The following is a 21,195-nucleotide window of genomic DNA, read 5'->3' as shown; positions in this document are numbered from 1 at the left end:
GGCGTGTCCGAAGAAGTCTACTGCGCCCGGAGCCGCTTTTCAAAGGCTTTCCAGTGCTCGCGGGGACAGGTCATCTCCCCCAGCGCGGCGTTGCGCGGATGCCGGTCCCCGTGGAAGTCGGAGCCGCCGGTCACCAGAAGATTGCGCCGATGGGCCATCTCCAGGTAGGTCCGGTGCCGCGTGGCGGAATCATAGCGATGAAAGACCTCGATCCCGTCGAACCGCGCCTCGTCCAGGAGGCGCTCGACCAGGGCGTCGTCCTCGAGGAACCCGGGGTGGGCCAGGACGGCCAGCCCCCCGTGGGCGTGGACGAGGTCGCGCGCCTCCCGGGGGGTCATTTCGTGGGCGGGAACGTAAGCCGGGGAATCGGCTCCGAGGTAGCGCCCGAACGCCTCCTCCAGGGAACCCACCGCGCCTTTGCGGACCAGCGCGCGGGCCACGTGGCGGCGGCCCACCGATTTTCCGCCCGCTTCGCGGAGAACCTCCTGAGGCTCCAGAGCCACCCCCAGCTCGGCCAGCCGCGCGCAGATCCGGGTCACCCGTTCCCGGCGTCGGCGGTGAAGATCCTCCAGCCGCTCCCGCAGAGCCGGCGCCGCCGGGTCGAACCCGTAGCCGAGCACATGGACGTCCTTTCCTTCGAACCGGCTGGACAGCTCGATCCCGGGAAGGACGCGGACGCCGCGGCGGGCGCCCTCGTCCAGGCATTCCTCGATCGCCTCCGCCGTATCATGGTCGGTCACGGCCAGGACGCCGATTCCCGCCTCGCGCGCCAGCCGCACCAGTTCGCGCGGCGGCGTATTGCCGTCCGAGCGGGTCGTATGGGTATGCAGATCGATCTTCACCGGCCGCTCCCGGGCCCCGGGCCCCGCGCCGCTCCGACGCGATCGCGGGCGGCGGAGACCCGGGGCGGTCGCAGGACCGCTACGTCTTGAGCTTTTCGAAGTACTTGGAGGCTTCCTTCGGGTTGATGGCCTCCTTCCCTTTGGTCCAGCCCACCGGGCAGACGACGCCCTTGGCGGCCTCCTGGAACGCGTCGATGGTGCGCAGGCACTCGTCCACGTTGCGTCCCACGGGGAAGAAGTTGACGGTCTCGGAAACCACGGTCCCCTCGGGGTTGATGATGAACGTCCCCCGGAGGGCGATGCCCTTGGCCTCGTCGAGAACTCCGTAGTCCCGCGAAATCATCTTGGTGAGATCCGCGGCGATGGGGATCTGAACGCCCTGGATGCCGCCCTTGGTGCGGGGCACCTCGGCCCACGCCTTGTGGGAGTACACGGAATCGGTGGACACGGCGATCACTTCGGCGCCGCGCTGCTGGAATTCCGACAACCTGTCGGAGAACGCCATGATTTCCGTGGGTCAGACGAAGGTGAAGTCCAGCGGGTAGAAGAACAGGACCGTCCACTTTCCCTTGGCATCGTCGAGCGAGATCTCCTTGATCTCGCCGCGCACGAACGCCTGGGTCTTGAAGGCCGGGGCCTTCTTGCCGACGAGCGTCGCCATGAAACCCTCCTTTATAGCGGTTTGGACCGACGGATCAGATCCAGAAATTCCTCGCGGGTCTTGGGGTCCGTGCGGAAGCGGCCGCGCATGGAGCTGGTGATCATGTGGGCGTTCTGCTTTTCCACGCCGCGCATCATCACGCACAGGTGGAACGCTTCGATGACGACGCCGACCCCCTTGGGCTGCAGGGCGTCCTCGATGACGCGGGCGATCTCCGTGGTGAGGCGCTCCTGAATCTGAAGCCGACGGGCGTAGACCTCCACGACGCGGGGGATCTTCGAAAGTCCCACGATCTTGCGCTCCGGCAGGTACGCCACGTGGCACTTCCCGAAGAAAGGCAGCAGATGGTGTTCGCACAGCGAGAAGACGTCGATGTCCTTGACGATCACCATCTCGTCGTAGTCGCTGGCCTCGAAGACCGCTCCGCGGAGCGTCTCGGTGGGATCCTGGCCGTACCCGCGGGTGAGGTAGCGCAGCGCTTTTTCCACCCGGAGCGGAGTCCGAACCAGTCCCTCGCGGGAAGGATCCTCTCCGAGCAGGCGGAGGATCTCCGCCACGTGTTCCCGGAGCTCGGGGCGGACCAAGGCGGCCTTGTCGGACATGCGCCCTGATTATAGGGGCCCGGCGCGCGCTGTCAATCCGGGCCGCCGGCTACTTCACTTCCCACAGGTCGCCGGAGAAAAGCAGCTTCCGCAGGTCCCCTTCGCCCTGCTTCTTCTTCACCTCCGCGATCTGGTTCTCGACGCGCTCCTCGAGCGTCGGCAGGCGGTCGCTGCGGAAGACGCCGACGGGCTCCGGGAACTGCGGGAAGTTCATGCGGGACAAAAGGTACGCCAGCGGCGGATTGTGCTCGTCGTGGACGATGAGGTCCTTTTCGGTGACTCCGTTCTCGCCGAGCTTGACGACCTCCAGCTTCAAACCGTTGAGGCGGATCCCCCGGTCGCGGTTCTTTCCGAAAATAAGGGGTTTGCCGTGCTCCAGGACCACGTTCCAGTCGTCCCGGACGTCCCTCTCGGTGAACTTCTCGAAGGCGCGGTCGTTGAAGACATTGCAATTCTGGTAGATCTCCAGGAAGGCCGATCCCCTGTGCTCGGCCATCCGCCGGATCATTTCCATCAGGTGCTTGGCGTACACGTCCACCGAGCGCGCGACGAAGGTGGCCTCGGCGGCCAGGGCGAGCGAGATCGGATTGATCGGCTGATCCACGGTCCCGTAGGGGGCGGACTTATTGAGCTTGCCCAGCTCGCTCGTGGGGGAGTACTGCCCCTTGGTCAACCCGTAGATGCGGTTGTTGAAGAGCAGGATCTTGAGGTCGACGTTGCGGCGCAGGGCGTGGATGAGGTGGTTGCCGCCGATCGAAAGGCCGTCCCCGTCGCCGGTGATCACCCAGACCTGGAGGTTGGGGTTGGCCAGCTTGATGCCCGTGGCCACGGCGGGGGCGCGCCCGTGGATGGTATGGAATCCGTAGGTGTTCACGTAGTACGGGAAGCGGCTGGAGCAGCCGATCCCCGAAACCATCACCAGGTTGTGGCGGGGCAGTCCCAGCTGGGCGAAGACCTGCTGGGCGGCGTTGAGAATGGCGTAGTCCCCGCACCCGGGACACCAGCGCACCTCCTGATCGGTCTGGAAGTCCTTCTTGGTGTACTTGGGCGCCTGGGGCGCGGTCTGGGGCTGCGTGGGGGCGACCATGGTTCATTCACCTCCCGGGTCGGGAATCTATCGGCATTCCTTTTCGATCACCTCGATCAGCTCGGCGACGCGGAAGGGCTTTCCCTGCACCTTGTTGATGCCCTTGGCGTCCACCAGGAACTTCGCGCGCAGGAGGAACAGAAGCTGGCCGAGGTTCATCTCGGGCACCAGAATCTTGCGGAAGCGGGAAAGCACCTTGCCCAGATTGGCCGGGAACGGATTCAGGTGCCTCAGGTGGGCGCGCGCCACCTTGAGCCCCCGCTGCTGGCACTCCTCCACCGCCGCGCGGATGGCCCCGTACGTGGACCCCCAGCCGATGACAAGCGTGGTCGCGTCCTCGGGTCCGTGGACCTTCACGTCGGGAACATCCTGGACGATGCGCTGGATTTTCGCCGCGCGCACCCGGCACATGAAATCGTGGTTTTCGGGATCGTAATTGACGTTGCCCCAGATGTGACTCTTCTCGATGCCGCCGATCCGATGCTCCAGGCCGGGGGTGCCCGGAATGGCCCACTCGCGGGCGAGCGTCACCTCGTCCCGGAGGTACGGGGCGAAGCCGTCGGGGTCCTTCCGGAAGCGGACCTCGATCCTGGGGAGCTGCTCGGGATCGGGGATCCTCCAGGGCTCGGCGCCGTTGGCGAGGTAGCCGTCCGAGAGCACGAACACGGGGCACATGTACTTGATGGCGATGCGGGCGGCGAAGATCGCCAGGTCGAAGCATTCCGCGGGCGTCGCCGGGGCCACGACCGCCACGGGCGATTCCGAGTTCCGCCCGAAGAGAGCCTGCAGGAGATCCGCCTGCTCGGTTTTCGTCGGCAATCCCGTGGACGGCCCGCCGCGCTGAATGTCGCAGATGATCAGCGGAAGCTCCACCATCACGGCCAGGTTGATCGCCTCGCTCTTGAGGGCCACCCCGGGGCCGCTGGTGCCGGTCACGCCGAGGGCTCCGGCGTAGGAGGCCCCGATCGCCGCGGTCACCGCCGCGATCTCGTCCTCCGCCTGGAACGTCCGCACCCCGAAATTCTTGTGGCGCGACAGCTCCTCGAGGACCGAGCTGGCCGGCGTGATCGGATAGCTCCCGTAGAAGAGGGGAATCCCCGCCAGCCGCGACGCCGTCACCAGTCCGATCGCCAGAGCGGTATTGCCGTTGATGTTGCGGTACGTGCCGGGCTGGTAGCGGGCCGGAGGGACGACGTACTGGGAACGGAAGAGCTCCGTGGCCTCCGCGTAGGCGTGCCCGGCCTTCAGCGCCGTCTGCGCGGCGGCGACGAGCTGCGCCCCTTCCGCCTTCTTGGCCAGCTCGCGCTCGATGGCCTTGAAGGTCGTCTCGAGAGGGCGGTTATAAAGCCAGTACAGCATCCCGAGCGCGAAGAAGTTCTTGTTGCGCTCCTTCTTCTGGTGATCCTTCTCGGCGAACTTGATGGAGTTGAGCGCCTTGATCGTGAGATCCGTGATGGGAACCTTGAAGACCTGGTATTTGGAGAGCGATCCGTCCTCGAGAGGATTGGTCTTGTAGCCCGCCTTCTTGAGCTCGACCTCCGTGAAGGCGTCGGTATTGACGATGATGACCGAATTGGGGGCCATGTCGGGGAGGTTCACCTTGAGGGCGGCGGGGTTGAACGCCACCAGGACGTCCGGCCGGTCTCCCGGGGTATGAATGTCGCTGGCGGCGAACTGGATCTGGAAGCCGGAAACGCCCGGGAGCGATCCCGCCGGGGCCCGAATCTCGGCCGGGAAGTCCGGGAAGGTCGCCAGGTCGTTGCCCAGAACGGCCGTCGTGTTGGTGAAGTGGCCGCCGATGAGCTGCATGCCGTCGCCGGAGTCGCCGGCGAAGCGAATGGTGACCTTTTCGAGGACCTGCCGCCGGGGCGGGGCCGATACGTCCGCAGCAGTGGGGGGCGTCATCGTTCTTCCTCAGCTACAAAAAAAGCCCCGTTCGAACGGGGCGCCGATCGTGACCGAATGCTCATCGTTCTCCCGGGGCGTGAGGACCTACCCCTCCCCGCCCGTCGCCGAGCCGCCCGAACCGGCGGCGGCTGTGGTAAGTATAGGGCCCACGAGGCGGTCTTTCAAGAGGACCGCGCTTCCGGGAACCCTCCACTTCTCTTTTTCCCGACCCGCTCCGACTCCGGCCGTCAGAACACTTCCGCGGGGATCCCCGTTTGTGCCGTCAGCGCCCGCGCGATCTCCTCCAGAAGCTCGCGCTCCACGGGGCGGATCTTCGGGTCCGCCGGGACGCGATCCACGCTGTACACATGAACCGCCTTGGGCTTCAGGCGCCCCAGAAGCTGGATCCACGCCACCACCGAACGCGTGTCCGTGTTGTCCCGCCGGCCGTGCGTGAACATCGCCTGCACCACGAAATCCCGCAGCCTCGGAAGATGCCGGACCACGTCCCAGATCCCCGCCTCGATCACCGGGGCGTTCATGTTCAGGAACTGCTCCTCCGTCCCCGCGTCGAGCTTCATGTACCGCTCATCCAGAAGATTGAGCCCCTCGACCACGTCCGGCCGGTCCAGGTGCGCCGCGTTGGAAAGGATGTCCGTGCGGAGCCCGGGCCAGCATTCGTCCCGCGCGGCCAGAAGGGCGCGGACGACGTCGAGAAAGTCCGGATGAAGCGTCGGCTCTCCGTTGCCGGCGATCGTCATGCAGTCCACCCGCACGCCGGACGCCCTCAGCTCCGGCAGCCGGCGGCGCAGGGCTTCTCCCACCTCGCGGGCGCTCGGGAACCGATACCGGGCGAGCGACGCCGCGTCCACCAGATCCGTCGTCCACCCGCATTGACAGTAGTTGCAGTTGAACGAGCATACCTTGACGCCGAAGGGAAGGATGTTGACCCCCAGAGACCGGCCCAGGCGGCGCGACGCCATCGGGCCGTACACCACGGAATCGGCCAGGGCGTACACCTTGGGAGGGACCGCGCCCATGGGCGGATTTTACCGCGGCCGCCGGCGCCCGGCAAAGGATTGCGGCCGGAGGCGGCGTTGACGCCCCCCGGACCATTCATTAAGATGTCTCCCCTCATGGGCTCCACTCCGTACAAGGACACGCTCAACCTCCCGCGGACCGATTTTCCCATGGCCGCCAACCTCACGCAGATGGAGCCTCGGATCCGGGAGCGATGGGAACGCGAAAACCTGTACGCGAAAATCCAGGCCGCCCGCCGCGGCCGCCCGAAATGGATCCTCCACGACGGCCCCCCTTACGCCAACGGGCACGTGCACGTGGGCACGGGACAGAACAAGGTCCTCAAGGACATCGTGGTCAAGTTCCGGACCATGCAGGGCTACCATTCCCCCTTCGTCCCCGGATGGGACTGCCACGGCCTGCCCATCGAGCATCGCGTCGTCAAGGACCTGGGCCCCAAGGCCGCCTCCCTTCCCAAGTCCGAAATCCGCCGCCTTTGCCTCGAATTCGCCCGCACCTACATCGACGTCCAGCGGCGCGAATTCAAGTCCCTCGGCGTCCTGGGGGACTGGGAACGTCCCTACCTCACGATCGACCCTCAGTACGAGCTCTCGATCCTCGAGGTTTTCGAGCTTCTCTGGAAGAAAGGCCACGTGGCCCGGAGGCGCCGGCCGATCCACTGGTGCCTCCAGGACCGCACCGCGCTGGCCGAGGCCGAACTCGAATACAAAAACCTCCCTTCTCCCTCGATCTACCTGGCCTTCGAGATGACCTCCCGCCCGGGAACGGATCTCCTCGTCTGGACCACCACGCCCTGGACCCTCCCGGCCGACGTCGCCGTGGCGGTCCACCCCGACCTCGAATACGCGATCGTCCGATTCCGCGACCGCCTCGCCGTGGCCGCCCCCCAGCGGCTCGAAGAGCTGCGCAAGCGAATCCCGCTCGGGGAAACGGTCGGGTCCGTGCGCGGCCGGGACCTCGAAGGGCAAAAGTACCGGCACCCTCTCTACGGGCACGAATGCCCCGTCGTCCTGGCCGACTACGTCACCGTCTCCGACGGAACCGGCCTCGTCCATACGGCCCCCGGCCACGGCGCGGAAGACTACGAGACGGGCCTCAAATACAACCTCCCGATCCTCTCCCCCGTGGACGAGTCGGGCATCTTCACGGCCGAAGCGCCCGGGTACACCGGACAGCACGTCTTCCAGGCCAACGCGCGGATCGTGGAGGACCTGCGCCGGAGCGGCGTCCTCCTCCATCACGAAGAATTCACCCACGACTATCCCTGCTGCTGGCGCTGCAAGCAGCCCGTCATCTTCCGCGCCACCGAGCAGTGGTTCGTCCTCATCGATCACAACGACGGCCGCCGGGCGGCGCTCGAAGCGGTGCGACGCACCCGCTGGGTCCCCTCCTGGGGGGAAACCCGCATCTCCGGCATGCTCCAGGACCGGCCCGACTGGTGCGTGTCCCGGCAGCGCTCCTGGGGCGTGCCGATCCCCGCCTTCTACTGCGCCCGCTGCCGCGCGCTTCTCTTCAACGACGTCACCTTCGACGCCGCCAAGAAGCTCGTGGCCCGCGGCGGCGCCGACGCGTGGTTCACCACCGCCCCCCGCGACATCCTTCCCCCGGGAACCCGCTGCGCCTGCGGATCGGAGGATTTCGTCAAGGAGGAGGACATCTTCGACGTGTGGTTCGAGTCGGCGGCCAGCCACCGCGCCGTCTCGATGAAACACCCGGAACTTCACTTCCCGGCGGAGCTCTACCTCGAGGGCACCGACCAGCACCGCGGGTGGTTCCAGGTCTCGCTCCTGGCCAGCCTCCTCTCCAACGGCCAGGCCCCCTTCCGGGAGGTCGTCACCCACGGATTTCTCGTGGACGCCCGGACCGGCGACAAGCTTTCGAAATCCGGCTTCCTCATCCCCGTCGAGGAGGTGGTGTCCAAGATCGGCGCGGAACTTCTGCGGCTCTGGATCGCCTCGATCGATTTCACCGACGACCTTCCCATGTCCTGGGAAATCCTTCGGGAGCGCGCCGAACCGTACAAGAAGATCCGCAACACCTTCCGCTATCTGCTGGCGAGCCTCTACGACTTCGACCCCGGCCGCGACCGCGTCGCGGACCTCCTGCCCGTGGACCGCTGGGCGCTCGGAGAGCTTTCCGCGCTCGTCCGCCGCGTCACCCAGCACTTCGAGCGCTACGAGTTCTTCCGCGCCTACCACGAGCTCTTTCAGTTCTGCGCCGTCACCCTGAGCGCGCTCTACTTCGACATCCTCAAGGACCGGCTGTACACCTCCGGCCGGACCTCGCGCGAGCGCCGCTCGGCCCAGACGGCGCTCTACCAGATCCTCGACGCGTTGACGCGGATGTTCGCCCCGATCCTGTCCCATACGATGGAGGAGGTGTGGGGCTATATGCCCGGCCGCGTCGAAGAGAGCGTCCACCTGGCGCGGTGGCCCGAGCCGGGGCCCTGGGAGCCCGATCCCGAATGGGAGCGCGTGTGGGCGGTCCGCGCGGAAGTCTACCGGGAGCTGGAGCGGCTCCGCCGCGCCGGCGCGATCGGCAAATCGCTGGAGGCCCGCGTGACGCTCCACGCGGCCGACCTCGCGCTGGCGCGGACGTTGCGGGCGGTGGATCTTCAGGAGGTCCTGATCGTCTCGGAGGCGATCGTCGCCGACGCCCCCGCGGGCCGCGAGGCGGAGGAACTCAAGGGCCTCTTCATCCACGCGGAGCGCTCGCCCCACCCCAAGTGTGAACGCTGCTGGAACCTCCGGGCGGACGTGGGGCGGGACGCGCGCCATCCCACGCTGTGCGGCCGCTGCGTGGCGGTGATCGCGGGAAGCTGAGGGCCGGGCCGCGCGTCCGGAGCGTTCCCCCGACCGCCTTCTTATGGTATATACTGAACAACGGACCCTCGGTGAGAACGACGCTCGACCCATGAGTCCCCCGGTTCGGTTGGGAGTCCTCATCTCCGGCGGCGGTCGGACGCTCCAGAACCTGATCGACCGCATCGGAGACGGATCGCTTCCCGCCCGGATCGAGGTCGTGGTGTCGAGCGACCCGGCGGCGCCGGGTCTGGAGCGGGCGCGGCGCCACGGCCTGCCCGCCGAGGTCGTCCCCCGCCGCCGCTATCCGGACGCGCAAAGCTTCAGCCGCGCGGTGACCGAGGTGCTGGAGCGCTACCCGATCGACCTCGTCCTCCTGGCGGGCTTCGTGCACCTTTATCTTTTTCCCCCGAAGTGGGCCGGAAGGGTTCTGAACATTCATCCCGCGCTCCTGCCCCGGTTCGGCGGCAAAGGGTTCTACGGCCGCCGGGTGCACGAGGCGGTCCTGCGCTCCGGAGCCCGCGAGTCCGGTTGCACCGTGCATTTCGCCGACGAGCACTACGACCACGGACCGATCATCCTGCAGAAGAAGGTGCCGGTGCTTCCCGGGGACACGCCGGAGAGCCTCGCCGAACGGGTGTTCCAGGCCGAATGCGAAGCGTATCCCGAGGCCATCCGCCGGGTGGCGGCCCGCCTCGGAGTCCCCGCCGCGCCCGGAGGAGGGGCCTGAGCGATGGGCATCCTCAAGGGCGACGTGGACATCCTGGGCCTGGGGAACCTCCTTCAGCTTCTGTCCTTCAACCGGAGGGAGGGCACGCTCACGCTCTACAAGGAGATGGAGCGCAAGGCGATTCATTTCGGTCCCCGCGGGATCCGCCTGCTTTCCTCGACCATGAAGCGAATCAACCGGGTGGGACGGATTCTCCTGCGCAAACGCCGGATCAGCCGCGCGGATCTGGAGGCGCTCCTTCGCCGCCAGAAACTCGAGGGCCTCAAGCTCGGCCAGCTCGCGATCCGCGCCGGCAAGGCCACCCGGAAAGACGTAGAAGAGGCGCTCCGCGAGCAGATCGAGGAAGAAATTTTCGACATGTTCATGTGGGAAGGGGCGGCGTTCGAGTTCCAGGAGGGACCCTCCGCGCGGGCGGAAGCCACCGATCCGCTGGCCGGGCTCTCGTTCGACGTGAACGTCACCTCCCTTCTCATGGAAGCGGCCCGCCGGCACGACGAGCTCATGCGCATCCGTTCGATCCTGCACGACGAGGACATGGTCCTCCAGCGGGCCGCCACGTCCATCCCGGTCTCGGCGCTGGGCGAAGACCTCGAGGCCGCCCGGGGGCTGTTTCCCCTGGTGGACGGAAAACGGACCCTGCGCGAGGTGGCGCAGATCTCGCCCTACCCGAGATTCGCCACGATGCGCGCGATCTACAGGCTCCTGGCCCTGGGCCAGCTCAAGGCCCGCGACCGCAAGGGCGCGGCGATCCTCGTCGCCGGCGCCTCCGAGCGGGCGGGGTAAACGCCATGGGAGAAATCCGCGGAGACGTTGACGTCCTCGGCATCTCCAACCTCCTCCAGATGCTCTCGATGAACCATTGCCGGGGCTACCTGACCCTGGAGCAGGAGGACCAGAAGAAGGTCATCCAGTTCCTCGATCACGGCATCCGGCTGGTCAGCGGAGCCCGGCGCACCAACCCCCTGGGAGAAATCCTTCTTCGCGCCGGCCGGCTGACCCGCGACCAGCTCGACGAGCTGCTGGCCGAGCAGCGCCGCACGGGCACGCCCCTCGGGGAGATCGTCTCCCGCCGGGGGATCCTCGACCGCGCCGTCATCGACTCGGCGCTCCGCGAGCAGGTGGCCGAGGAGATCTACGATCTGTTCACCTGGACGCAGGCGCGATTCCAGTTCGTGGAGAGCCGCGACGGCGCGGCTCCCTCCGACCAGGGTCCGCTGGCGTCCGTCCTCCTGGACGCCAACGTCATGTCGATCATGATCGAGGCGGCCCGCCGCGTGGACGAGCTCGCCCGCATCCAGTCCGTGATTCCCGACACCCGCCTCATCGCCGAGCGCCTGGAGCTTCCGGCGTCCCTGGACGATCCCAGCCTCGACCGCAACGCCATCGAGGACATCCTGCCGCTCGTGGACGGCGAGCGGACGGTGGCCCACATCATCGAGGAGTCGCTCTACCCCAAGTTCACCGTGCTGCGCACCCTGTACGGCCTGGCCCAGCGCGGCGTGATCAAGATCCGGGACCGGGGCGAGGGCCTCACGCCCCCCCACACCGTCCTGCGCCGGCCCGCCACGCCCGCCGAGGAGCGCGCGCCCGCCCGCGGACGCACGGTGCTCATCCTCAGCGACCTTCCGACCTTCCGCTCGGCCCTGGCCCTCTGCCTGCGCTCCACCGGCTACGACGCGATCGAAGGGCGCATCGCCGACGTGGAAGGCGACCTCGTCGACCGGTCCCCCGGGGACGTCGTGGTTCTGGACGTCCCCCTGGAAACCGAGGACGGCCTGAAACTCTGCGCCCGGCTGCGCGAACGCACGAACACGCCGTTCATCGTGCTGTCGGGCAACACGAGCAAGCAGGCCATCGCCAACGCCCTTCAGTGCGGCGCGCGGTATGTGCTCGTGAAGCCCTTCCGGGAGGACCTTCTCGTCGAGCGGATCGCAAACGTCTTGAAGGACTGAACGGATTGCCGGAGAATGGACCGCTCATGGGCGACCTCCAGGGCAGCGTTTCGATCCTCAGCTTCGCCGATCTGCTCCAGCACCTCTACAACGCCCAGATCTCCGGCACCCTCACCCTCACCCAGGGCCCTCTCCAGAAGGTGATCTACATCTCCCCCGACGGCATGCAGCTCATCTCCACCAGCAGCAAGAAGACGAGCTCCCTCGGCGAGATCCTCATCCGCACCCGCAAGATCACCCGCGCCCAGCTCGATCAGCTCCTCCTCGAACAGCAGAAGACGGGCCGCCGGCTCGGAGAGCTCGTCAGCCGCCAGGGACTCGTCACCAAGGCCGACATCGAAGCCGCCCTCCGCGAGCAGGCGCAGGAGGAGATCTACGATCTTTTCTCCTGGACGTCCGCCCGCTTCGAGTTCAAGGAAGGCCCCCCGCCCCCCAAGCCCAAGGATTTTCCGCTCGCGGACGTCACCGTGGACGCTTCCCCCACCTCGGTCGCGCTCGAGGCCGCCCGCAGGGCCGACGAGCTCGCCGTCATCCACAAGGTCATCCGCGACGAGACGATGATCCCCATCCGAACCACCAAGCCGTTCGCGCCCGATCAGCTCGGGCTGAATCCGGACCTCCTGAGCGCCGTCTACAGCCAGATCAACGGCCGCGTCGGCGTCTCGGAAGTTCTGCGGCTGTCGCTCTACCCGCGCTTCGAGGCCCTCCGGGCCATGTACGTCCTGGCCACGCGGGGATACGTGAAGATCATGGACCGCGAGGGCGCGACCGTCGTTCACCTCAAGGCCGATTCGAGCGCGAAACTCCCCGCCCAGCGCCCGGGCGCCCCGCCCCGCTCTCCCTACGCCGTGCCTCCCGGACAGCGGCGGTCCATCCTCCTGCTGGGCGACATGCTGAAGTACCGCCAGGCGCTCGCGTCCCTTCTGCGCGAGGCCGGCTACCAGGTCCTCGAGGAACAGGCCGCCCAGGCCATGGCGCTCCTCAGCGAAAACCGGAAGGTCGACGCCCTGATCCTGGACATGGGGCTGGCGTCGTCGGACGAGCACCAGTTCCTCTCCTGGCTGTGCGAGAACACGACCTCCCCGGTGGTCGTCCTCTCCGGGGACGCCTCCAAGGAAGCCGCCCTCGCCGCCGTCCGCAAGGGCGCCCGCGCCTACGTCGTGAAGCCCTTCACCCGGGACTCGATCCTCCGGACGCTCGCCGGACTCTTCCAGCCGGGAACCGCGACCGGAACCGGGACGACGACGATCCGCCTGCGCCCCTCCTGAGCCGCGGCCGGCGTCAGCTCACGGGGCTCCCGGGCGCCGCGTCCTTGACGGTCGTGCAGACGACGACCTCGGAACCCGACGTGGCCGCCAGAATCATCCCCTGGCTTTCCACGCCCCGCAACGTGGCCGGCCGGAGGTTGGCCACCACGATCACGTTCTTGCCCACGAGGTCCGCCGGCGCGTACCAGGGCTTGATCCCCGAGACGATCTGCCGGACGTCGCCGCCCCCCAGGTCCACCTTGAGGACCAGGAGCTTCTGCGCGTTGGGATGCTCCGCCGCCTCCAGCACGCGGCCCACGCGGAGGGCCACCTTTTTGAATTCCTCGATGCCGATCGGCCCGGCGGCCGCCGGCGGGGGCGCGGGCGAAACGGGTTCCACCATGATCGGTCCTCCTTAAGCTTTCGCAAGGGCGCGCGACAGGTCCTCGAGAAGATCCTCCGCGTCCTCCAGGCCCGCCGACAGGCGCACCAGCCCGTCCGTCACCCCCATCGCCGCCCGCTCCTCCTCCGAAAGGTAAGCGTGCGAACTGCGCGCGGGATGGGACGACGTCGTCGTCACGTCCCCCAGGCTCGGTGCCAGCGCGATCAGGCGGCAGGCCCGAAAGAAGCGGGAAGCGGCCCGGAGTCCTCCCCGAAGCTCGAACGAAAGGATCGTTCCCCGATGCCGTCCCAGGACGCGCCCGCGCCGGGGATAATGCACCCGGATCACCTTCGGATGCCGAGCCAGAAAAGACGCCATCCGGGCGGCGTTTTCGCACGCGCGCGCCACCCGCACGCCCAGCGTCTTCAGCCCGCGCAGCGTCAGCCAGGCGTCCATCGGTGAAATCGTCGCCCCCACCGAAATCGCGAACTTGCGCATGAGCCGGATCGGACCCGCCGCCCCGCACACGATTCCGCTCACGGCGTCCCCGTGGCCGTTGAGGAGTTTCGTCCCGCTGTGGTAGACGACGTCGGCTCCCCATTCCAGCGGACGGCACAGAAACGGGGTGGCGAAGGTGTTGTCCACCACGAGAAGCGCCCCCGCCCGGCGGGCGTTCCTGGAGACGCGCGCCAGATCCGCCACCCGCACCAGCGGGTTGGAAATCGTTTCCACGAGGACGAGCCGCGTCCCCGCGGGGACACCCCGCTCGATCTCCTCCAGCGGGAGGAATTCCACCCCAACGCCCCGTCGAGCCGTCTCGCGCGCCAGGAACGACCGTGTCCCTCCGTAGAGATCGCGCGCGGCCACCACCCGGTCGCCCTTCCCCGCGAGGGTCGAAACGATCGCGAGCGCCGCCGACATTCCCGAGGCGCACGCCAGGGCGTCCTCGGCCCCTTCGAGCGCCGCCACCGTCTCCTCGAGCTGGCGGCCGTTCGCGTGACCGTAGCGGCGATAGAATCCCCACGGCGCCGCCTCGCCCCGCGACGCCGCGGTCAGGCTCTCGAGGTCCCCGAAGCGGTGGACCGAAGCCAGCGTCAGGGGAGGAGCGATCGGCGTCGAGGGCCCCGGAAATTCGCGGGCGGAATGGACGGCGAGCGTGTGGCGTCCGCGCTTCATGAGGGGGCCCATCTTACGCCCGCCGCCGGGGAAAAGCCAAGGGCTGTTTGACTTTCCCCGCTCCCTCCGGATAGCTTAGCGGCATGAGCCTTCGCGCGTTCTTTCAGGGCGCTCTCGTGCTGGGCTGCACGGTCGCGGTCGTCGGAGCCGGAGCGCTGGCCGCGCTTCATCTGGCGGCCCCGCGCGCGGAAATCCTTCCCCGCCTCGAAGGGGCGCTCCGGCACGCGCTCTTCGGATTCTTCTTCGCGGCGCTTTTCGCGCTCGTTTCCGGTTTCCTCGACGCCCTCCGGCCGGCCGCGCCCGCCCGTCCGCCCGAGGCCGTCCCCCCTCCGGCGGCCCCGGCCCCCCAGCCATCCCGTGCCCCCGCTCCGCGGCGCCTGGAGTCCCTCTATCACGAGATGAAGGTCTACGTCGATCTCGAGATGTGGGAGCTGGCGCTCGAGAAGGCCAACGCCATCCTCAAGGAATTTCCCGGAACGCGGGAGGCGGAACTCGTGGCCCGGAACATCAACGAGATCCGCTGGAAGGCGGAGCCCAAGTTCCTGGCCCGGACGGAGCCCCTGAGCGAAGATCAGCAGCGGGAGCTCCGCGAAAAAGGACTCGCCCAGATGTATCAGCACGTGCGGACCTACATGGACCTGGAAATGTGGGAGCTGGCGCGGCAGAAGGCGCTGGCGATTCTGAAGAACTTCCCCGACGCCCCGGAGGCGCTGGAGCTCATGAAAGTCTACGACACCCTCGAAAAGAAGGCCCAGGAGGCTTCGGCTCCGGGCGCGGGAACCCCGGAGTAAGACGGCCGAAACCGCAGAAACGGCTTTTTCGGGAGGCGCGCCTTGGCCGACTTGAAGGAGATCCTGGCGTCCCCCTTCCGCTGGGCCGGAGCGCTCGTGCGGATCCTCGGCCGCGTGACGATCGGCGCGGCCGGGTTCGTCCTGATGGGCGCGGGGCTCCTCCTCATGGAGCCCTTCCACCTCCTGTGGCTGGGCCTGCCGGTTTTTCTCGTGGGGCTTCTTCTTCTGGTCAAGGCGATTTTCTGACCCCACCGCCCAGACGGCGCACGTCCTCCACCACCAAGTACGCCGCCGGCACGAGGAAGAGCGTCACCGCCGTCGCCAGGATCACCCCGTACGCGAGAGATACCGCCATCGGAATGAGAAACTGCGCCTGAATGCTCCTTTCGCTCATGATCGGAACGAGCCCGACGAACGTCGTGGCCGACGTCAGAAGAATCGGCCGAAAGCGGAGCGGTCCCGCCTCCAGAATCGCCTCGCGGAGCGCGGCTCCCTTCCGCCGGGCCTCGTTGATGAAGTCGACCATGACGATCGCGTCGTTGACGACGACTCCGACCAGGGCCATGATCCCGATCATGGAAAGAAGCGTCAGCGGCATCCCCAGGACGAAATGCGCCAGGACCGCCCCCGCCACCCCGAAAGGGATCGCCAGCATGATGAGCGACGGCTGCAGGTACGACCGGAAATTCACCGCCAGCGCCGCATAGATCAGAAAGAGCACCACGACCATCCCGCGCAGAAGCGCCTGGATCATCTCCCGCTGGTCCCGCTGCTCTCCTTCCATCGAATATCCCAGGCCGGGGAACTCGGACACCAGCTCCGGCAGCACCGACCGTTCGAGTTCCCGGACGATCTCGTTCGGATTGCCCGCCGCCCGGTCGACGTCGGCCGTCACGGTCACCACGCGCCGGCGATCCCGCCGCTGAATGGACGCGGGCCCCGCCGCGGAGACGACCTCGGCCACTTCGGGAAGCGGAGCCTCCACGCCGCCGGGAAGCCGGATCCGCAGGTCCATGAGGCTGCCGAGCGACCGCCGTTCCTCGGGGGGATATCGAACCATGACCCGCACGTCGTCGCGGCCCCGCTGGATCCGCTGCGCCTCCTCTCCGGTGAAGGCCTGCCGCACCTGCCGCGCCAGGTCCGCCTGGGTGAGCCCCAAAGCCTCGCCCGCGGGACGGATCGCGACCTGAACCTCCCGCTTGCCCGCCTGATGGCTGTCGGCGACCTGATAGACCCCCGGGAACCGGGCCACCCGCTCCTTGAGGCGCTCGGACGCGGACGCCAGCAGGCCCAGGTCCGTCCCGCGAAGCTCCACGTAAATCGGCTTTCCCGACTGCGTGGCGGACGTGATGAACGTCAGTTCGACCTCGGGGATCTCCCCCGCCAGTTTCCGCCACCGCGCCGCCAGTTCGGTCGCCCCGATCTCCCCGCGCTCCTCGGCGGGCACGAGCTGCAGGTTCACTTCCCCCACGTGGCTGCCCGAAAAGGCCGCGGGGTTCGCCCCCCAGGAGGGATCCTGCGCCATCCTCATGGGCTGAATGCCCACAACGCTGAGCACGTGGCGGAACACCGGCCGGCCGAGCTCGCGCTCCAGCTCCTGCCGCAGCCGCTCCGCGGCGCGTTCCATCCGCTCCACGGCGCGGGCCGTCGCTTCCGCCGGGGCGCCCTCGGGCAGCGTCAGCCCCGCCACCACGTTGTCGGCGTCGATCGGCGGAAAGAAGTCGAATTTCACCCGCCCTCCCGCCACGAGCCCGGCCGTCACGAGAAGCCCCGCCGCCCCCGCCGCCAGCGTCACGTAGCGGTGACGCACCGCCGCCTCCAGGGACGGCCGATAGACCCGCGCGACGAACCGCTCCAGGCCCCGCGCCACCGCATCCTGCGCCCGCGGGATCCATCCCCTCCAGCCCGCCGCGGGAGCCGGATCCCGGAGGCCCGAAAGGTGCGCCGGCAGGGAAATGAAGCACTCCAGGAGCGAAAACACCAGGCACAGGATCACGACCACCGGGATGGGATACGCGAAATCGCCGTTCGGACCCGGGAGGTTGAGCATGGGAATGAACGCGAAAATGTTCGTCGCCACGGCCAGAAGCACCGGAACAAAGATCTCCTGCGCGCCGCGAACCGACGCTTCCAGAGCCGGAACCCCTTCCCGCCGGAGACGATAGACGTTCTCCCCCACGACGATTCCGTCGTCCACCAGAATCCCCGTGACCAGGATGAATCCGAAAAGCGAAAGCAGGTTGATCGACACGCCGAAGAGAGGCATCACCCAGAACGTCCCCAGGACCGAGACGAAGATGCCCCAGCTCACCCAGAACGCGAACCGCGGCCGGAGAAAAAGCGCCAGGGTCACGAAGACCAGCGCCAGGCCCTGAAGACCGTTTCTCCGGAGAAGATCCATGCGGTCGCGAAGGACCTTGGCCCAGTCTTCCCACAGCGCGACCTTCAGCCCCTCGGGCGCCTCGCGGGCGGCCCGTTCCACGTACGCCTTGACCGTATCGGCCACCCGAAGGGCGCTTTGCTCCCCCACCCGAAAGACCTGAAGCAGAAGCGCCGGCTCCCCGTCGAATCGCGCGTACAGATCCACGTCCTCGAAGGCGTCCCGGACGCGGGCCACGTCGCCCACCGTCAGGCGCGTCCCATCGGGCCGCGCGACCACGGGAATCGCCTCGAACTCGGCGGCGCGGTACGCCTGGCCCTTGCCTCTCACGAAGATCTCCCCGCCGGGCGTCTTGAGAACGCCCCCGGGAAGATCCAGCGACGAGCGACGGATCGCCTGCGCCACCTCGTCGAACGTCAGACCGTGGCGCCGCAACGCCTCTTCGGAAACCTCGATCGCCACCTCGTACGGACGCGCCCCGGCCAGACGCACCCGGGTCACGCCGGGCAGCTCCTGAAGCTCGTCCCGCACCCGCTCCGCGAACCGTTTGAGGACGTCCTCGGGAACCCGTCCGGAGACGGCGACGCTGGCCACGTGAAGCTCCAGCGGCACATCCCGGACGACGGGCTCCTCCGCCTCTTCCGGAAAAGTCGTGATGGCGTCCACCTGCGACTTGATCCGGTCCAGAACGTCGGGCACGGAGGCGCCCGACTCCAGTTCCGCCATCACCACGCCCTGCCCCTCCGAGGCGTAGGACGTGATCGTCCGGAGGCCCTGAACCTCGTGAATCGCCTCCTCGACGCGCACGCACACCGCCTGCTCGACCTCCTCGGGCGAAGCTCCCGGATAGGCCACGCTCACGGTGATCAGGCGCGGGGTGATCTCCGGAAAAAGCTCCACGCGCATCGTGGACAGCGAAAGGAAGCCGCCGGCGAAGACGACCACCCAGAAGAGCGTCGCCACCACCCGGTTCGAGGCGCACCAGGCGATGAACCGGTTCACCGCTCCTCCTCGACCGTCCGCACGGCCATTCCGTCCACGGGCGCTTCCAGGGGGGAGAGACACACGCGGTCGCCCCGTTCCAGGCCCCCCCGCAGAATCGCCGTGCGCACGCCCGCCCGGACGACCTCGACCGCCCGCAACCGCAGGCGCGAATCGCGGTCCACGACGATCAGACGGTTCCCCTCGCGCAGCGCGAAGCGGGGAACTTCGTACGCGCGGGACACGACCTTGCCCTCGATCTCCGCCTCCACGAAGAGGCCCGGAAGCAGCGGCGGCCCGTTTCCATCGGCTCCGCGGGGCCGGTCCACGCGCGCCACCAGATGCATCGTCCGCGTCCGCGGGTCCACCTCCGCCTCGACGCGGACGACCCGGCCCGCCCACTCGCGCCGCTCGCCGCGCAGCCGGTGACGCAGCGCGACCGCCGGCCCCGGCGCGCCGAACGAGGCCGGCAGGTCCAGGAGCCCGGCCTCCTCGAGCGAGACCGACAACCGGACCTCGGCGGCGTCGTCGGCGTAAACGCGGGCCAGCGCCGTTCCGGGCAGGACGTACCGGCCCACGTCGGCGAGCTTTTCCCGCACCCGCCCGTCGTAGGGGGCCGTTACCTCGGTTCGGGCCAGGTCGCGTTCGGCCTGTTCCAGGGCCGCTTCGGCCCCGGCCACGGCCGCCTCGGCCTCCGCCACCTGCGGGCGGCGCAGCACCAGGGGATCGGGCTCCCCCTTGCCGTAGAGCTTCCATTCCTCCTCCGCGACCCGTGCCGCCGCGCGCTCCAGCGCCAGCTTCATGCGCGCCTGCGCGAGGGCCGCGCGGGCGCGCGTGCGGGCCAGCTCATAGTCCCGCCGTTCCAGGCGCACGAGGACGTCGCCCGCCCGGAAGGAGCCGCCGCCGGCCAGGGCGGGAGCGATCTCCACGATCCGCCCGGCCACCTCGGCGGCCAGAAGCGTCTCCGTGCGCGGGGTCACCGTGCCGTAGGACGTCACCGTGACCCGGAGATCCGAGGGCTCCAGGGGCGCCACGCGCACGAGCGGCAGGGCCGGCTCCGAAGGGCGCGCCTCGGGACGCGGCGCGGTACGGACGAGGACGAAGAACGCCGCGGCGCCGGCGGCCAGAAGGGCCAGTCCGATCAGAACTCCCGCCGCGCGGCGGCGGAGGCTTATCCCCTCGGCCATGAGAACCCTCCCCCGAGCGCGAGGTGAAGCTGGACCCGGGTGTCGAGGCGCCGGCGCACGACCGCGAGGATTTGGCTTTCGATGTCGTAAAGGCGCCGCTGGGACTCCTGAAGCGTGAGAAGATCCGTCAAACCCGCCAGATAACGGCGTTCGGCCTGGTCCAGGGCGGCTCGAGCGTCCGCCAAACCCTTTCGGAGCGCCTCTTCCCGCCGGGCCAGGGCCTGCTCGGCGGCGAGCGCGGACTCCACCTCCTCGAAGGCCCGCAGGGCCTGGGCGGCGTAGAGGGCCAGCGCCTCCTCCGTCCGGGAGCGGGCCAGCTCCACGCCGGCACGGAGACGCCCTCCTTGGAACAGGGGCTGGAGCAGATTGGCGCCGATCCTCCAGACGCTGAAGTCGCCGTCGAGGAGATCCCGCAGCTCGCTGCTCGTCTGTCCGGCGGATCCCGTGAGGCTGAGCCGCGGGTAGAGCGCGGCGCGGGCTTCCTCGACGCGCAGGCCCGCCGCCGCCAGACGCCGCTCCGCGGCGGCCAGGTCCGGCCGGCGCGTCACAAGTTCCGAGGGCAGTCCCGCCGGGGGCGGATCCGGCAGGGGCGGAAGCGACTCGGCGGTTTCGACGGCGCCGCGCGGATAACGCGCGACCAGGGCTTCGAGCCTCCGGGCCGCCAGGGCGTGTTCCTCTTCGCGCAGGCGGAGGGCCGACTCGGCTCCCGTTTCGGCGGTCCGCGCGAGCGCCACGTCGAGCGCCGGCCGCAGGCCGAGGCGGAAGCGCTCCTCGATCCGCGCGGTCGTGGCCCGGTAGCTCTCCAGCGTGCGCCGGGCGAGCGCCGCCTGGAGGCGCGATTCGACGGCCGCGAAGTAGGCGCGCGCGACCTGGCCTTCCAGGGAGAGCCGAGCCCCCTCGAAGTCGGCCTCCTGGGCCTGGACGTCGGCCAGGGCGGCGGCCTGCGCGCTGCGGACCCGGCCCCAGAGGTCGATCTCCCAGCTGAGGTCCAGCGAGAACGCGTACACCGAGCTGCGGCTGGCCAGGACGTCGTCGAAGCCCGGAATCTCGAGGCCCACGAAGACCTGCTTCTGGCGCGCGGCCTGGGCGCCGAGGGAGGCCTGGGGGAGCCGGTCCGCGCCGGCGATACGGGCCAAAGCGAGCGCGGCCTCGACGCGCGCCGCCGCGGCCCGCAGGCTGAAGCTCCGGCGGACGCCCTCTTCGATCAGCGCCTCCAGACGAGGATCGCCGAAGGTCTTCCACCAGTCCGGTCGGGGAGCGCCCGGCGGAGTCGGGCCGGAAGCCCACGTCGGGGGCGCCTCGACCGGCGGCGCGGGAGGGTCGAACGGGGGAGCCTGCGCACATCCGGCCAGGAGCGCGCCAGCGAGGAGGACCGCCCGGGCGGTCGTGATACGTGCGACCGGTGCCAAGGTTCCTTCGATCCTAGCCGGGCCCGGCGGCCGGTCAAG

The 21,195-nt window shown here is 68.7% G+C and carries 18 protein-coding genes; 7 read left to right on the top strand and 11 right to left on the bottom strand.

Going from position 1 to position 21,195, the window contains the following annotated elements; genetic code table 11:
• Positions 1–17 precede the first annotated feature (17 nt).
• The 6 genes from VNO22_09030 to VNO22_09005 form a co-directional block, all read right to left on the bottom strand.
• On the bottom strand, positions 18–842 hold the full coding sequence (locus tag VNO22_09030; GenBank protein ID HXG61505.1) for a PHP domain-containing protein: 825 nt from the start codon (positions 840–842) through the stop codon (positions 18–20).
• Between the two features lie 79 nt (positions 843–921).
• Positions 922–1,503: a peroxiredoxin gene (locus VNO22_09025; protein HXG61504.1), complete on the bottom strand. Its 582-nt coding sequence runs from the start codon at positions 1,501–1,503 to the stop codon at positions 922–924.
• Positions 1,504–1,514: 11 nt separating this feature from the next.
• On the bottom strand, positions 1,515–2,105 hold the full coding sequence (folE, locus tag VNO22_09020; protein ID HXG61503.1) for a GTP cyclohydrolase I FolE: 591 nt from the start codon (positions 2,103–2,105) through the stop codon (positions 1,515–1,517).
• A gap of 49 nt (positions 2,106–2,154) precedes the next feature.
• Entirely contained in the window at positions 2,155–3,192 is a 1,038-nt protein-coding gene (locus tag VNO22_09015) for a 2-oxoacid:ferredoxin oxidoreductase subunit beta (GenBank protein HXG61502.1), read from the bottom strand.
• 27 nt (positions 3,193–3,219) lie between these two features.
• A complete protein-coding gene (locus tag VNO22_09010; protein ID HXG61501.1) occupies positions 3,220–5,097 on the bottom strand; it encodes a 2-oxoacid:acceptor oxidoreductase subunit alpha in 1,878 nt (625 codons plus the stop codon).
• A 230-nt stretch (positions 5,098–5,327) separates the two neighbouring features.
• A complete protein-coding gene (locus tag VNO22_09005; GenBank protein ID HXG61500.1) occupies positions 5,328–6,119 on the bottom strand; it encodes a radical SAM protein in 792 nt (263 codons plus the stop codon).
• A 96-nt stretch (positions 6,120–6,215) separates the two neighbouring features.
• Between VNO22_09005 and ileS the strand changes: the two genes are divergently transcribed.
• From ileS to VNO22_08980, 5 genes are all read left to right on the top strand, one after another.
• Positions 6,216–8,942 (top strand): isoleucine--tRNA ligase, encoded by a 2,727-nt coding sequence (gene ileS, locus VNO22_09000; GenBank protein HXG61499.1) that lies wholly within the window; start codon positions 6,216–6,218, stop codon positions 8,940–8,942.
• Positions 8,943–9,033: 91 nt separating this feature from the next.
• Positions 9,034–9,651 carry a phosphoribosylglycinamide formyltransferase gene (gene purN / locus VNO22_08995; protein ID HXG61498.1) on the top strand — a complete coding sequence of 206 codons (618 nt, stop codon included), beginning with the start codon at positions 9,034–9,036 and terminating at the stop codon, positions 9,649–9,651.
• 3 nt (positions 9,652–9,654) lie between these two features.
• A complete protein-coding gene (locus tag VNO22_08990; GenBank protein ID HXG61497.1) occupies positions 9,655–10,434 on the top strand; it encodes a DUF4388 domain-containing protein in 780 nt (259 codons plus the stop codon).
• Between the two features lie 5 nt (positions 10,435–10,439).
• A complete protein-coding gene (locus VNO22_08985) occupies positions 10,440–11,603 on the top strand; it encodes a DUF4388 domain-containing protein (GenBank protein ID HXG61496.1) in 1,164 nt (387 codons plus the stop codon).
• 26 nt (positions 11,604–11,629) lie between these two features.
• Positions 11,630–12,871 carry a response regulator gene (locus VNO22_08980; protein ID HXG61495.1) on the top strand — a complete coding sequence of 414 codons (1,242 nt, stop codon included), beginning with the start codon at positions 11,630–11,632 and terminating at the stop codon, positions 12,869–12,871.
• A 13-nt stretch (positions 12,872–12,884) separates the two neighbouring features.
• Here VNO22_08980 and metG read toward each other — a convergent pair whose 3' ends face one another.
• Together metG and VNO22_08970 are read right to left on the bottom strand one after the other, a co-directional pair.
• Entirely contained in the window at positions 12,885–13,253 is a 369-nt protein-coding gene (gene metG, locus VNO22_08975; GenBank protein ID HXG61494.1) for a methionine--tRNA ligase subunit beta, read from the bottom strand.
• 12 nt (positions 13,254–13,265) lie between these two features.
• Positions 13,266–14,408, bottom strand: coding sequence for an aminotransferase class I/II-fold pyridoxal phosphate-dependent enzyme (locus VNO22_08970; GenBank protein HXG61493.1), 1,143 nt, complete (start codon positions 14,406–14,408; stop codon positions 13,266–13,268).
• 83 nt (positions 14,409–14,491) lie between these two features.
• Between VNO22_08970 and VNO22_08965 the strand changes: the two genes are divergently transcribed.
• Together VNO22_08965 and VNO22_08960 are read left to right on the top strand one after the other, a co-directional pair.
• A complete protein-coding gene (locus tag VNO22_08965; GenBank protein ID HXG61492.1) occupies positions 14,492–15,199 on the top strand; it encodes a hypothetical protein in 708 nt (235 codons plus the stop codon).
• A 42-nt stretch (positions 15,200–15,241) separates the two neighbouring features.
• Entirely contained in the window at positions 15,242–15,445 is a 204-nt protein-coding gene (locus VNO22_08960; GenBank protein ID HXG61491.1) for a hypothetical protein, read from the top strand.
• Here VNO22_08960 and VNO22_08955 read toward each other — a convergent pair.
• Genes VNO22_08955 through VNO22_08945 form a run of 3 tightly spaced genes read right to left on the bottom strand, consistent with a single transcriptional unit; the run spans position 15,429 to position 21,156 of the window.
• Complete coding sequence (locus VNO22_08955) at positions 15,429–18,581, bottom strand: efflux RND transporter permease subunit (GenBank protein HXG61490.1); 3,153 nt, start codon at positions 18,579–18,581, stop codon at positions 15,429–15,431. The genes VNO22_08960 and VNO22_08955 overlap by 17 nt on opposite strands.
• Positions 18,578–19,747, bottom strand: a complete 1,170-nt coding sequence (locus VNO22_08950) for an efflux RND transporter periplasmic adaptor subunit (protein ID HXG61489.1) — start codon at positions 19,745–19,747, stop codon at positions 18,578–18,580. Before VNO22_08950 ends, VNO22_08955 begins: the two co-directional genes overlap by 4 nt.
• Positions 19,732–21,156, bottom strand: coding sequence for an efflux transporter outer membrane subunit (locus tag VNO22_08945; protein ID HXG61488.1), 1,425 nt, complete (start codon positions 21,154–21,156; stop codon positions 19,732–19,734). Before VNO22_08945 ends, VNO22_08950 begins: the two co-directional genes overlap by 16 nt.
• Positions 21,157–21,195: the final 39 nt, after the last annotated feature.

This window comes from Planctomycetota bacterium, from assembly GCA_035574235.1.
Lineage (GTDB): Bacteria > Planctomycetota > MHYJ01 > MHYJ01 > JACPRB01 > DATLZA01.
Note: the sequence above shows the minus strand (reverse complement) of the source record. Positions and strands in the feature narration are given on the sequence as shown.